At 39.8% G+C, this 14,264-nt stretch carries 11 protein-coding genes, 1 other RNA gene and 1 pseudogene; 7 read left to right on the top strand and 6 right to left on the bottom strand.

All coding sequences use genetic code 11. The annotated features are described in order from the left end of the window. Positions 1-100: 100 nt before the first annotated feature. The 3 genes and pseudogenes from ssrA to CSC79_RS18365 form a co-directional block, all read left to right on the top strand. Positions 101-457: a transfer-messenger RNA gene (ssrA, locus tag CSC79_RS18375) on the top strand. A gap of 185 nt (positions 458-642) precedes the next feature. Further along, positions 643-1,659 (top strand): Fic family protein, encoded by a 1,017-nt coding sequence (locus CSC79_RS18370; RefSeq protein WP_099297347.1) that lies wholly within the window; start codon positions 643-645, stop codon positions 1,657-1,659. Positions 1,660-1,685: 26 nt separating this feature from the next. Beyond that, positions 1,686-1,967: pseudogene (locus CSC79_RS18365) on the top strand (tyrosine-type recombinase/integrase); the annotation flags it as partial. Between the two features lie 49 nt (positions 1,968-2,016). Here CSC79_RS18365 and CSC79_RS18360 read toward each other — a convergent pair. The 6 genes from CSC79_RS18360 to mnmC all read right to left on the bottom strand — a co-directional run bounded on the left by CSC79_RS18360 (position 2,017) and on the right by mnmC (position 8,809). Further along, positions 2,017-2,664, bottom strand: coding sequence for a hypothetical protein (locus tag CSC79_RS18360; protein WP_099297345.1), 648 nt, complete (start codon positions 2,662-2,664; stop codon positions 2,017-2,019). A gap of 42 nt (positions 2,665-2,706) precedes the next feature. Then, a complete protein-coding gene (locus CSC79_RS18355) occupies positions 2,707-3,609 on the bottom strand; it encodes a hypothetical protein (RefSeq protein WP_099297343.1) in 903 nt (300 codons plus the stop codon). A 348-nt stretch (positions 3,610-3,957) separates the two neighbouring features. Next, positions 3,958-5,439, bottom strand: coding sequence for a methyl-accepting chemotaxis protein (locus CSC79_RS18350; protein WP_099297341.1), 1,482 nt, complete (start codon positions 5,437-5,439; stop codon positions 3,958-3,960). Further along, positions 5,436-6,257 (bottom strand): transporter substrate-binding domain-containing protein, encoded by an 822-nt coding sequence (locus tag CSC79_RS18345; RefSeq protein WP_237114060.1) that lies wholly within the window; start codon positions 6,255-6,257, stop codon positions 5,436-5,438. Before CSC79_RS18345 ends, CSC79_RS18350 begins: the two co-directional genes overlap by 4 nt. 141 nt (positions 6,258-6,398) lie before the next feature. Next, positions 6,399-6,725 (bottom strand): hypothetical protein, encoded by a 327-nt coding sequence (locus CSC79_RS18340; protein WP_143483842.1) that lies wholly within the window; start codon positions 6,723-6,725, stop codon positions 6,399-6,401. 59 nt (positions 6,726-6,784) lie between these two features. Beyond that, entirely contained in the window at positions 6,785-8,809 is a 2,025-nt protein-coding gene (gene mnmC, locus CSC79_RS18335) for a bifunctional tRNA (5-methylaminomethyl-2-thiouridine)(34)-methyltransferase MnmD/FAD-dependent 5-carboxymethylaminomethyl-2-thiouridine(34) oxidoreductase MnmC (RefSeq protein ID WP_099297335.1), read from the bottom strand. 181 nt (positions 8,810-8,990) lie between these two features. Here mnmC and fabB point away from each other — a divergent pair, with 181 nt between their 5' ends. The 4 genes from fabB to CSC79_RS18310 all read left to right on the top strand — a co-directional run. Beyond that, the gene (fabB, locus tag CSC79_RS18330; RefSeq protein WP_099297333.1) at positions 8,991-10,205 is read left to right on the top strand and encodes a beta-ketoacyl-ACP synthase I; all 1,215 of its coding nucleotides are present in this window, start codon (positions 8,991-8,993) and stop codon (positions 10,203-10,205) included. A 109-nt stretch (positions 10,206-10,314) separates the two neighbouring features. Further along, on the top strand, positions 10,315-11,460 hold the full coding sequence (locus CSC79_RS18325; protein WP_099297331.1) for a 4-phosphoerythronate dehydrogenase: 1,146 nt from the start codon (positions 10,315-10,317) through the stop codon (positions 11,458-11,460). A gap of 10 nt (positions 11,461-11,470) precedes the next feature. Next, on the top strand, positions 11,471-12,487 hold the full coding sequence (locus tag CSC79_RS18320; RefSeq protein WP_099297329.1) for an aspartate-semialdehyde dehydrogenase: 1,017 nt from the start codon (positions 11,471-11,473) through the stop codon (positions 12,485-12,487). Between the two features lie 325 nt (positions 12,488-12,812). Continuing rightward, positions 12,813-14,264, top strand: a 1,452-nt coding sequence (locus CSC79_RS18310; RefSeq protein ID WP_275541864.1) for a FimV/HubP family polar landmark protein, incomplete at its 3' end; no start/stop codon positions are given.

Below are 14,264 nucleotides of genomic sequence, written 5' to 3'. Positions count from 1 at the left end.
AAAGGTCAACAGACCCTAAAATAAAGTTGTTTAGAGTCTTGAGTATCGCCGCCTTAGTCAGTTATACTGCCCGCACACTCTGAATGAGTTTACTAATTCAGGGGCTGATTAGGATTCGACGGAATTCAAGAAGCCCGAGGTGCATGTCGAGGTGCGGTTTGCCTCGTAAAAAAGCCGCAATTTAAAGTAATCGCAAACGACGATAACTACTCTCTAGCAGCTTAGGCTGGCTAGCGCTCCTTCCATGTATTCTTGTGGACTGGATTCTGGAGTGTCACCCTAACACCTGATCGCGACGGAAACCCTGGCCGGGGTTGAAGCGTTAAAACTAAGCGGCCTCGCCTTTATCTACCGTGTTTGTCCGGGATTTAAAGGTTAATTAAATGACAATACTAAACATGTAGTACCGACGGTCGAGGCTTTTCGGACGGGGGTTCAAATCCCCCCAGCTCCACCAATATCGGTTTTTAAATTCGTTGATTTAAAAACCCTAAAAAACCCGCAACTTGAGCAATCAAGTAGCGGGTTTTTTTATAAGCATAGCTTTACAAAAGCTGATTGCTTACTGTACAAATTGAGTTTTAAGGTGCTATTTTAATGCGTGCTATTAAACCCCATACACCAAAGCAATGAAATATAATAATGCCTAACTATTTACCGCCTTTTACTTTATCAAACAAAACTTTGTCGTTAGTGGCTCAAATTAGTGAGTCTATAGGTCGCTTAACAGTGCAGCAAGAGCAAGAAAAACTACTTCGTTTGCGCAAAGTAAATCGAATGCGAACAGTGCAAGGCTCACTCGCGATTGAAGGTAGCACGCTCACACAGCAGCAAATTACCGCGATACTCGATGGTAAGCGAATTATTGCACCACCTAAAGAGGTACAAGAAGCGCATAATGCGATTAGTACTTACGAGACAATCCCTCAATGGCAACCAACAAATAGTGAACACCTACTAGCAGCACATCTTTTAATGATGAAAGGTTTAGTCGAAGATGCAGGTATGTACCGTCAAGAAGGAGTGGGGGTAATGTCGGGTGAGCAAGTTGTCCACATGGCACCACAAGCCGATCGTGTACCAAAATTAATGACTGACCTATTAGAATGGCTAGAAACGAGTGATGTTCACCCACTTGTTGCAAGTTGTGTATTTCACTACGAGTTTGAGTTTATTCATCCTTTTTCTGACGGTAATGGCCGAATGGGGCGCTTATGGCAAACGCTAATATTGTCTAAGTGGCATGAAGTGTTCATAAATATTCCTGTAGAAAGTATGGTATATCAACACCAAGATGATTACTACTTAGCTATCCGAAAAAGCACTCAACAAACAGATAGTGCTCCTTTTATAGAGTTCATGTTACAAATGATTTTTGACGCGATAACTGAGGTTAAAACGTCAAAAAATGAGGGTTTAAATGCGGGTTTAAGTGAGGGTTTAAAACTATCAGACGTTGATAAAGTCATTTTAGCGCTTATTGAGCAAGACCGTTATGTAACCAATGCACAGCTTGCTGAAAAATCTGGCAAGTCGCAAAGTACCATTGAAAGGCGAATTAAGGTGTTAAAAGACGCAGGATTTATAACACGCATTGGCGCAAAGAAAACGGGGTATTGGCAAGTTAATTCCCCCCATTTAATCTCAAACAACCGTTAAATTAGTAGTGTGCTAAACGAGTACAGTTGTTTAATAAGATCCCTAAAAAGTCAGGGCCACTATTCGCAGATTGTCGAAAGGCGTTTGAAAGGGCGGTAAATAAAACCGATATTAATTTGCCGAAAGGGCAGTGTAGCCATGTTTTACGGCATACTTTTGCGAGTCATTTTATGATGAACGGAGGTAATATTTTAGTGTTACAGCAGATACTTGGTCATGCAAAGATTGAGCAAACCATGGTTTACGCGCACTTTGCACCAAGCCATCTAGAAGATGCAATAAAGTTTGGACCTAGTATTAATTTATAAAAAGTTAAGTTGAATATCCAAAAAAATAAAACAAGCTTTAGATATTGATTTAGGTAATATTATTTTCTTTATGAAAAATACTTTTCACCTTATGCCTGTTTTTATAAAAATCAGTTTCATTTAATTTTTTCATAGTTACATCGCGAGGGTACTTGTGCCATTCACGGTCAGTTCTATACTTAAGCTTAAGCATATCGTTATTAAAAAATTCATGCGCGCAGTTTTCTAGCTCAAGTGAAATTTCAACAAAATCTGATCTGACAATGGAGCCAACTAATTGTAGGGCTTCATCTGTAGCACCCCGTGAATCTTCATTAAGGTTAACAAAATAGTCTAAGAAAAAACTTATCTCTCTTTTTAAGTGTGATGATATCCATCTATCAGATTCATTTTGTACTTTGTTAAAAAGAGCGAGGAAATCATCCATGTTTTTTCTGTTTTGCATAATTAATGGGCACCGATAAAGCTCACCGTGTTCATCTTCGCCGCCTAAAATAATCGAAGTTCTAATTATGCCTACTAAATCTATTAGAGATTCATGTGCAGCTAATTTTTTATCTAATAGTTTCTCTGTAATTCGTAGCTTTGCTTCTTTAGTTTTTGTAGCGTATGTGATGGTGCCAGTGATTGTAGTGCCTAATACTGCACCAATCAAAGCGAAGATTGCCGACGCATTTTTTATTAAAAACTCGTCCAAAACTAATCCTTAAAAATATAGAATATTAAAAGTAGGTTAAAATTAATTGTAAATATAGTTTTCATACTTCTGAGGCAATAATGCAAACTCTCCCCACCCCACATTTTCTATAGAGAGGCCTATGCCGCTTTCAGTTACTTTTCCATAAATTATAATGACCCTGTCATTGCTATCATTAGTAATTCCTTTTTGGCCTTGTCTCGTGCCAGAAGCTTTAAAGTAAAAATCTTTATATTCAGCTGTTTTAGAAAATTTCAACTCTGTCATACGTATATTAGTGTCATTTGGCCCAGCTAAATAGCTTTGCTTTATTCTTCCATAATACAACTTCGGCTGATCATCGGGTTCAACAATAGTTTCAACATTAACCAGTAAATCTTTAAGTTTGATAGCGTGATTTTTACCAGGCAAATGAAAATAGCGATAAAAGTTATCATTGAAACTTCTGACCAACCCTCTCACAGATTTAAACTTACTTGGGAGTGTAAAATCTTCACCTCTATGCCTCACAATAGGCACGTTTGCTGGCGGTCCATCAATGTCTTCTATGTGCTCAGCATTGAAAGGTCTTGGATTTATAGCTGGGGCTAGGGGCTCATCTTTAATAAAAGATGAAATTATAACAAGTTCTTCATCTTGTATAGCTTTCCATGCCTCTTCTTCAGTATCATACTTTTTACCTTTAGGTTTTTTGGATCTTAATCCACAGTCAGTTTCTATGCCTCTTGAATGTGCGAAAAATGCTTTACCATTATCTGAGAACTCTTTATCTTTTGGTGAACGGTATAAATTTGCTGAGCATTCAGGGCAAAAAATGTTACCTTCCATTTCTTTCGAGTACTCTGAAACTAGAACTCTCTGGGCGTTGCCTTTTAATAGATTTTTATTACCAGTATCAAAAGCCCATCCAGTTAAAAATAGTGCGTGCTTTATTGTGTTATCCATTCTTTTTATTCCATTTTTTAATTACACCAACTGCCCACATATTGCCCAAAAAGGAAAGATAACACAAGACGGAACAAGTCATGACTAGATAATAAGTTAATGATTGTTAAGTAACTTATTGTTTTATAAGTCTATGTGTAACAATCGAGGCTTTTCGGACGGGGGTTCAAATCCCCCCAGCTCCACCAATATAGGTTTTTAAATTCGTTGATTTAAAAACCCTAAAAAACCCCACCAATTTGAGCAATCAGGTTGGTGGGTTTTTTTATGGCTTTTGAGGGCTAGGGTGCAGTTATAGTAAATCAAAAAGCGACGTTTCAATGCCGCATATTGTGTTTAACTAAAGCTTTAATACTTAAACAGTCCTAATTTTTCGACAATGCCTTTTTCAAGTTCGTTTAACTGTTTTATGGTCTCATCGAGTTGTTCAGCTTCTTGGGCTAATGATTTTGCACCGTGATTGATTTTTTCCATTGTAGATAAAATACCTTCGGTGGTGCATGTTTGCTGTTCTGAGCTTGCGGCAATTCGCTCGTTCATTAAATTTATTTCATCGACTTGCTCTGCAATATTATGAAAAACATGCTGGCTTTGTTCATTGGCTTGAATTACTTGGCTGCTAACGTGTTTACTTTTTTGTGATGCTTGTACGCATTCACTGGCGTTGGTTTGCAGTGCGCTTATGATGCTCTCAATTTCAGAGGTTGAATGATACGTTTTACTTGCCAGTGCGCGTACTTCGTCTGCAACCACTGCAAATCCACGGCCAGATTCACCCGCTCTTGCGGCCTCTATCGCGGCGTTGAGGGCTAGTAAATTGGTTTGTTCGGCTATACTTTTTATTACATCAAGGACTTGGCTTATTTCACTGCTTCTGCTGTCGAGTTGTTCAACCACACTCGATGTATGGTCTAACTGATTTTCAAGCTCGTGGATCAGTGTGCTGTTGTTACTCATGCTTAATTGCCCTTCTTGACACAGGGTTTGTACTTTTGTGGTCTGATCGGCTGTTTGTGTTGCGCCAAATGCAATTTCTTTTGTAGCTTCACTTAGTTGGCTCAAGGACGAAGTTGCAGCATCAGTCAATGCATATTCTTGCTCAGCTTCGTATTTAGATCTCACTGTGGCCTCGTTCACAGAGCCTGCAATGATCTCTAATTCAGTGGCTGTTTTGCCAAGGCTTGCAATAATTTGCTGCACTTCGTTAATGAAGCGATTAAACCCTGCAACTAAATATCCAATTTCATCACTCGATTGATAGTTAATGCGCTGAGTTAAATCACCACCGCCACGTACCAATTCATCAACCAGTTGGTTCACACCAACAATAGGTTTAATAATGATAAAGCGGCAGAGGTAGATAATTGTGACACCAAGTAGTAAAAATGAAATAGCTAAAGTAATTACCATGGTTCGAACAGCATTGAAAATACCTTTGTTGAGCTCATCTTGACTGTATTTTATATTTATTGTGCCAATTTTTTGTTCTGAAACAGACAGGGGTAATTGATGAGCGATCACGTTTTGTGCACCAGTATGTTGACCTACATTACCTAAAAGTTTATTTCGATGATCAACTACTTCAATATGCTGAATATTATGATTTTTAGCAAAAGCATTAATAATTTGTGCAATCAGTGGCTTATCGTAAGAGAAGACAGGCTCAGCCAGAATGACAGTTAATTGTTGATCCAATGCTGTGATATTTTCTTGCCATTGTGCTGTTTCACTATTTTTTAGTAAGTAGTAGTTAACGCTCACAACAAAGCCAAATATGATGACGAGACAAATGCTTAGCGCGACAGTAATTTTGTATTGTAATGATTTCATTGTGTTGTTGTTCTCTCATTAAGTGGGTCGAACCAAAGCTCTGTGCGAGACAGGGGAGTGATTGAACTTAAATTAGGATTGCTTAGGGGAATAATAAGACGCTGTTTTAAATTGGCTTTTTGTAAAACCATTTGTACTTGGCTGTCGTCAAAAAACATGCGATTAAAGCTGCCATCTTTGATCATTTTATTTAGCGATTGCGTCAATTTTTGTGCAAGTTGCGTGTTTTCTTTTGCAACAAAAAAATACAATGGCGCGGTGTACTTTAATAGGATATAGGGATCTACAGTTAGATTTAGATCGTGATAATTGGCTATTTCATCCCAAGGCTCATTTACACCACGAGGGAAGTAATCGAAACGACCACCTTCAAGCATAGGGAATAGGTTAGGGTACTTTAATGTGGTGACTACATTTAGACCGTTTTCTTTTAAAATGGTGGTATCAGGCCACGTTTTTCCTTGACCAGCACGAAACCTTTTTAAATCAGCAATGCTACTTACGTGCTTAAATAGCTCTTTATTTTTTTGGGTGACGATTGCTAAGCGCATACCTAGCAAACCTCTAAAAAGTGGAATGTATACCGCTTGGTAATCTTGCTCAAGTGACTGTGAAGTCATGCTCCACATTACATCGAGCTGGCCTATTTTTACATCATTTAAAATTCGGGCATTTGATATGTCTTTATCGCTTTCATATGGGTGAATGTAGTCTAAGTTTGCTTTGTTAAGCGCCTCGATAAGTAATTTGTGCGGCAAAGAGGTATCGCCAGAATAGCTTTGCAACTTAATGGGTTCTGCAAAGCTTAAAAAGCTCATGCAGAGCAAAAAGGTTGAGAGTGAATAATACATAAAAACCGTGTTGTTATAATTGTGTGAATTACAAACTACGGTTGTTTTAATGACAGCTCAACTGTTTGTTTTATGCATACGTATTCAGTATTTTGGCAAGCTAAAAAGCTACTGGGTAATCATTATTGCGATATCTGTTTTGAAATCATGTTGCAGTAGACTAATACGAACTGTTTTACCTTGGATAGAGTAGAATAAGGTTAAATTACTTGCATAACGACGGTTTAAATCAGGTTCGCCATATTGTTGCTTATAAAACGTGACAATATCAGGCATAGGCTCTGCCGAGTAGCCTGTTTGTACTAGCGGGTATTTATCGTCAACGTGCATTATTAATTTGTAGTCTGCTGGAACGGGCACTAAGCTTAAATTTGCGGCACTTGGCCATACTGTGCATGCCAGGGCGGCACACATGAAGGCTGTTGTTTTTCTCACAATTCTTCCTCATAAATTAAATAGATTTTCACTCGCCATTGAGTGATGGGTACATCTGATTAAATTTTATTACGTATTAAATCACGGACAATAAAACGCCCTGGGTGAATTGCTTGACTTACTCGCTCACTAACAGGACTGGGAGCGCCACTTAAATGGCTGACTAAATGTTCTGCGGCTAAGGGAGCGCTACACAACCCGCGGGCACCAAACCCCGTTAATATGTGTAAGCCCTGTTGAGTCTTTTGTAGTGGCTGATATTGATATCGCTTACCCTGGCGTAGGTTTGCAAATGCTTTAGTGTAGTCTGCTTGCTCTGCCCATTCACCCGCCATCGGTAGGTGATCAATAAAACTGCACCTTACTGCCGCTTTGGCATCACTAATATTACCTAGGCTTGTTGCAAATTCGCAATGACTATAAAAATTAAGCAGTTGTTCTCGGTTCGTTTTATTATCTTGCTCGGTGACGTCGCGACTTTTTGAGTTTTTTTCAAAGGTAGCGCCCATACAATGGTGCCCTAAATAGGCGGGAGTAAAGTAGCCTTTGTGGCACAAAACAGTTTTAAGCTCATGAGAGGCTGGGCTCGCTTGTACATGGGATACTTGCCCGCGTACGCCAACAATCGGCAATTTTGTTGTTTGAGCAAAGCGATCACTGTGTTCGCCCGCACAGATAATTACATCCGAAAAAGGACCGTATTGTTTATCGCCACTTTTTAATACCCACCCATTGGGTGTTTTTTCAAGTGCATCAATATCGCAGTTAAAGTGGCTATTAATGCTTGCTAATGCCATTGCTTGGTCATAAAGCGCTTTTACAAGTTGCGGTGGATTAACCCAACCAGCTAGTGGGAAATATACTCCAGCATACCCCGCCTTTATTCCCGCAATATCATCTGCTTGTTCGGCCGTTACAGTATGCATTAACTCTTTTGGCCACAACTGTTTAGTTTCAATATTTTGATGCCGCTCGGCTAATGGTTGCTTAACGGCATGTTGCAATACACCACACCATTGATGGTCGTAACTAAAGCCATTATTAGTTAATTGTTGATACAAACGCTTTGCATATAAAAAACTGTGTGCGAAAAACTCACTGTGGGGTGAATTTTTTGCTTGTAAATGCGGGTAAACGGCACCTTGCACATTGTGTGATGCTCCCATTGCGAGCTGTTCATCTTGGCAAAATAGCTGACTGTTTACGCCCCGTTTGGCTAAACTATAAAGTACTGCACTGCTAGCAATGCCCCCGCCGATGATGGCAACGTTGGTCAATGAACTGGTATCACTTGCATAGAATGGGGGAGCTGAACGCGTTTTGTTTGACTGAGCCAGTGCGCCAATTAGCATCTCACGCTTTCGGCCAAAACCTTTGGCTTTTTGCATGCTAAAGCCTGCTTCGTTAAGCCCTCTGCGCACAAAGCCCGCAGCGGTAAATGTTGCCAAAGTGGCGTTTGAACGTGAAATATCGACCATTAATTCAAATAGTTTTTGTTGCCACATATCAGGGTTTTTACTGGGTGCAAAGCCATCTAAGTACCAAGCATCGACGACTCCTGAATGTGAGTAACTCATGTTATTTATAGAGTCTTGTACATCACCAAAGTATAAATCAAGAATTATGCGGCCATGATCAAACTCTAGCCGGTGGCATCCAGCTAAATTAATCGGGTAATGCGTGAGTAACTGGTTACTATATTGGGCTAATTCAGGCCATGCTTGCAGTGCTTTTGCAAGGTCGGCATGTTTTAAAGGGTATTTTTCAAATGAGATAAAATGTAAGCGTTCAACCGTTTTACTTTGTTTTGTGGGAACTTTATTTTGCTTAAGTTGCCTATTAGCCAGATGAGCGTTAAATTGCAGCCACGTATTAAGAAAATTAAGCCCAGTGCCAAAACCTGTTTCAGCAATAACAAAATGTGGGCGGTCATGGTTTTGTAATCGGGCTGGGATATTGTTTTGTTGGTAAAACACGTAATCGGATTCAGCTAATCCATTGTCGTTAGAGAAATAGACGTCGTCGAAGTTATCCGCAACAGGAGTACCTTGGCAATTAAAGTGAATATCAGCGTGTTTTATCATGGTCTGCAATTAATTAATGTGTACTTTTTTTAATTATTTTACGTGTTTTCTTTGAAATAGTCTGGCGTTATTTATAAGCTATGCATTCAGAGTACATGTGTAAGCTAGAAAGCTGACCACTTAGTTATAAAATTCAGCGTAAAATAGATCACAATTTAGTATCAAGCTAAGGTAATTACCCATGAGAAGAGCCGTTATTACGGGCATCGGTGTTGTATCAAGCATCGGCAACAACAAAGAAGAAGTATTAGAATCGTTAAAAACTGGTAAAAGCGGTATTGCTTTTAACCAAGAGTTTGCAGATTACAAGTTACGCAGTAACGTATCTGGTAAAATTGATATTGACGTCAAAGAGTTTGTTGATCGTAAAGCTATGCGCTTTATGGGCGATGCTGCTGCTTATTCATATATCTCAATGGCACAAGCAATTGAAGATGCTGGCCTAAATGAAGAGCAAGTTTCAAATGAGCGCACAGGCCTTTTAGTGGGTTCAGGTGGTGGTTCATCAAAATGGCAAGTAGAAGCCGCTGACATTTTACGTGAGAGAGGCGTTAAACGTGTTGGTCCATACATGGTACCGCGTACCATGGCAAGCACGACTTCTGCCTGTTTAGCAACACCGTTTAAAATTAAAGGCGTGAACTATTCAATCAGTTCTGCTTGTGCAACTTCGGCGCATTGTATTGGCCATGCTGTTGAGCAAATTCAGCTTGGTAAACAAGATGTTATTTTTGCCGGTGGTGGTGAAGAGTTGCATTGGACCCTAGCGATGGAATTTGATGCTATGGGCGCACTTTCTACGAAATATAACGAAACACCAGAGCAAGCATCTCGTACATATGACGCTAACCGTGATGGTTTTGTTATCTCTGGCGGCGGCGGTATTGTTGTTGTTGAAGAGCTAGAGCATGCACTTGCTCGTGGCGCGCACATTTATGCTGAAATCACAGGTTACGGTGCGACGTCTGACGGTTATGACATGGTTGCTCCATCAGGCGAAGGCGCGGTACGTTGTATGCGTCAGGCAATGCAAGATGTTGACGGCGGTATTGATTACTTAAATACTCACGGTACGTCTACGCCAGTTGGTGATGTAAAAGAGTTAGGCGCTATTCAAGAAGTATTTGGCGGCAATTCACCAATGATCAGTGCAACGAAAGCAATGACGGGCCACGCACTAGGCGCAGCGGGTGTGCATGAAGCCATCTTCTCACTATTAATGCTTGAGCACGGTTTTGTTGCTCCATCGATCAATATTGATGAATTAGATGAGCAAGCACAAGGCCTTAATATTGTCACTGAGCGTAAAGACGTTGAGTTAAACACGGTTATGTCTAATAGCTTTGGTTTTGGTGGAACAAACGCCACATTAGTAATGAGTAAATACAAAGGTTAAATTAACCTGAACTATTTTTGAAGCCGAGCAAAATGCTCGGCTTTTTCGTTTGTGTAACGAGGCAGTTGTTCGTTACAATATTACTTCATACTGGTAACCGAGCTCATTAATGAAAATACTTGCTGATCAAAATATGCCTTTAGTTGAACAATATTTCGCTGAGTTAGGAAGTGTAGAGCGTTTTGATGGCCGTTCATTGAAAAGTGAACAGCTGATAGATGTTGATGTGCTATTGACTCGCTCTGTTACGCAAGTGAATGAAGCGTTATTAAGTGATGCAAATAAGCTCAAATTTGTTGGTACTGCCACAATAGGTGTTGATCATATTGATACCGACTTACTTAATCAACGAGACATTACGTTTACCAGTGCCCCAGGTTGTAATGCGATAGCAGTTGCTGAATACGTTTTAAGCAGTATTTTTGCTTTGACGCAAGAAAATGCATGCACGCTCGAAGGCAAAACGATTGGTATTGTTGGTGTAGGCAGTATTGGTAGTTGTTTACGTGAAAAGCTTTCCGCATTAAATGTCACTGTATTACTGTGCGATCCACCTAAGCATGATGCTGGTCTATTAGATGAACACTGTGATTTGGACACACTTCTTACACAATCAGATATTGTGACTTTTCATGTGCCATTAGTAAAAGCCGGTGTGCATAGTACGCTTCATTTAATGAATAAAGCGCGTTTGAAGGCCCTAAAAAGCGGTGTGATTTTAATTAATGCCAGCCGTGGCGATGTTATTGATAATCATGCATTACTTGAGGTGATGCAAAATGGGGCAAATCTGGATTTAGTTTTAGATGTTTGGGAAAACGAACCCACCATTTTAACTGAACTACTTGAATATGTGCGCTTTGCGAGTGTACACATAGCAGGCCATACACTAGAGGGCAAAGCACGTGGTACACAAATGCTGTATCAAGCATTGTGTAACTTAGAAGGACTTACAGCAAATAAGTCTTTGGCTGATTTTTTACCTGAACCAAGTTTTACAGATGTTTTATTGCAAGACACATTCAGTATTGATGATCTTGGTCAGTTAATACACCTAGTTTATGACGTGCGTCGTGACGATGGTATTTTACGTCGTCATTTAGCACAACAAGGTTTTGATAGCTTACGAAAAAACTACCCAATTAGACGTGAATTTAACACTGTAAATATTCGTGGAGCAGGGGTAAATACATCAATGCTCTCAGCGCTTGGGTTTAACATTTTAAACAGTGGCCATGACGGCGGCTGTTCTTAGAGGAATAAACATGTCACAGAAATATAATGTTGCCGTATTAGGCGCTACAGGCCTAGTGGGTCGTCAGATAATTGAAACACTTGAAGATCGCAAATTTCCAGTCGATCAGTTATTTTTATTGGCAAGCAGCCGCAGTGCAGGCGAAGATATTAAGTTTCGTGGTGAAAACATTGAAGTACAAGATGTAGAAGGCTTTGATTTTAGCCAAGCTCACATAGGCTTATTCTCAGCTGGTGGCAGTGTATCTGAAAAATATGCGCCAATTGCAGCAGATGCAGGTTGTGTGGTCATTGATAACACATCGCATTTTAGAAATGACTTTGAAGTGCCATTAGTTGTGCCAGAAGTAAACGCAGCGAGCCTAGCTGATTTTAGAAACCGCAATATCATCGCCAACCCAAATTGTTCTACAATTCAAATGATGGTCGCGTTAAAGCCAATTTATGATGCTTATGGTATTGATCGAATCAATGTATCTACTTATCAAGCGGTATCGGGTGCAGGCAAAGAAGCGGTTGATGAGTTAGCTAAACAAACGGCGAACTTAATGAATGCACGTCCAATGGAAAATGAACTATTCCCTAAGCAAATTGCGTTTAATGTTATCCCACAAATTGATACCTTCGAAGAAAATGGGTATACACGCGAAGAAATGAAAATGGTAAACGAAACCCATAAAATTTTAGGTGACACTACGGTTGCGGTTAACCCAACATGTGTAAGAGTGCCCGTGTTTTTTGGACACTCAGAGGCGATTAGTCTTGAAACACGCATGCCATATGATTTTGAGCATATCAAACAATTGCTCAATGAAGCGCCTGGTCTTGAATTAATCGAAGATGCGGGGGATTATCCAACACCTGTTTCAGATGCAAGTGGTAACGATACGGTTTATGTGGGTAGATTACGCCAAGATATTTCACATCCACATGGACTGAATATGTGGGTTGTTAGTGACAATACGCGCAAAGGCGCCGCAACAAACAGCGTACAAATTGCTGAAGAACTGATAGCAAACTACCTTTAGTCACAACTTTTAAAGCGGCACATTTGCCGCTTTTTAGTTTTAAACTGCCAAATAATTGCCGCAACGTAACTAAAAGCGTATAAACTTAACCATAATAATAAAAAACGCTTTCTATAGATTAAGTTTAAGCTATTACGTTTCAAAGTCTTGCAATGGATATTACAACCTAACTGGTTTATAGTTTGTAACTGGAATAGAGCTTGCAAGAAAATTTAATTAACTATTAATTTATGTAAGTTATTTCTGTATGAAATAACCAATGTTTAAGCGCTCATACTCGCTTAGTAGCAGCGCTGCGTTAACATTTAAACATTAAAGGATCAGCATGCGCGGTTTAGCAACACTTCTTTTATTAGCGTCTGCATTGGTGGTTACACCAGTTTTCAGCCAAGATGGTGCCCAACTTAAAGGCCCCAAAGGCGTTGACTATGGCGTTCAAGGTCGCTCAATAGGCCCAATTAGGCCAACAGATACGCTATGGCGTATTGCTGCAAAAGTGCGCCAAGATAACTCTGTTAGTATTTATCAAGTCATGCAGGCTTTGTATGAAAAAAACCCAAATTCATTTCTAGATCAAAACCTCAACCATATGCGTGATGGCGCATACTTAAAAATCCCTACGCTTGCTGAAATTCGTAGCGTAAACCCTGAGCTTGCAAAACAACGTTCAGAGCAAGATGACGAACTGTGGGAAAAGAAAAAGAACGGTACATTAACGAACAGTGAAATCGTTGCGTCGCAAAAAAAAGTAACACAAGCACGCAAGGTTGATGTTGATGAGGCAAAGCAAGAGTTAAAAAATGAAATAAACTCGATAAAAACAGAACAAGGCACACAACTAGTTGAACTACAGGACCAATTTAAATCCTCAGTTAAAAATGTTGAAGAGATTTTAGTTGAAAATAATAAGCTCAAAGCACAGCTAACAGGTATTTCAAAAGAACTAGAAAATGTTCGAAACCAGTTAGGCCAAGACAGTGAAATTCAACAACAGCTTAAAGAACTTATAGATAAACAAAATGAGATCATAGAGCAGCAAAAAGCAAAAAAGCTAGAGGAGGAGAGTGAGTTTGATTTTGGCGCATTGCTAGAAAACCCATTTGTCCTCATTCTACTGATGACAATACCCGCATTGTTAATCATTTTTGCCGTGGTTATGTTTTTGCGTAAACGCGCAAACCAAAAAGAAGAAACAAGTGATGATGAAGAATTTTTGCCACAAAGCCCCGTGCAAAGCGATGAACCTGATTTAGGCCCTTCACTTGACCCAATTATTCCAGATCCAGTAGAAGATGACTTAAATGATTTGAGTGTGCGGCTTGATGACGATCTTGATGACGACATGCTACCGGAAAACGACGATATTATATTTGATGATAATATTGACGATTCATTCGAAGAGAGCGATAGCTTATTAGGACAAGATGAGCTTGATGGTTTACTCGGTGACGACATCGTTTTTGATGATGAACAAACCGCAGGGGAAGATGATGAAGTTGATGTATTTTTACAACAAGACTTCGATCAAACAGATGACAGCTTATCTGATGACATTGACTCAGCTGATGACGATGGCGATATATTAAGTGCAAGTGACTTAGACGACTTATTTGCAAATGATGAAGATTCACCAACCGATGAAGCACAGTTGGCAAACACTGAAAAAGAATCTGCCGAACTAAGCGAAGAAGACGATGACTTTGATATCGACTCGCTCATTGATGATGCAGCGCAAAGCAACGCACAGCCCGAGCAGTCTGCTGAATTGGCTGAAGAA

Origin of the sequence: Pseudoalteromonas sp. 3D05 (assembly GCF_002723455.1) — a bacterium.
Taxonomy (GTDB): Bacteria; Pseudomonadota; Gammaproteobacteria; order Enterobacterales; family Alteromonadaceae; genus Pseudoalteromonas.
This window is presented reverse-complemented; position numbering and strand designations above follow the sequence as displayed.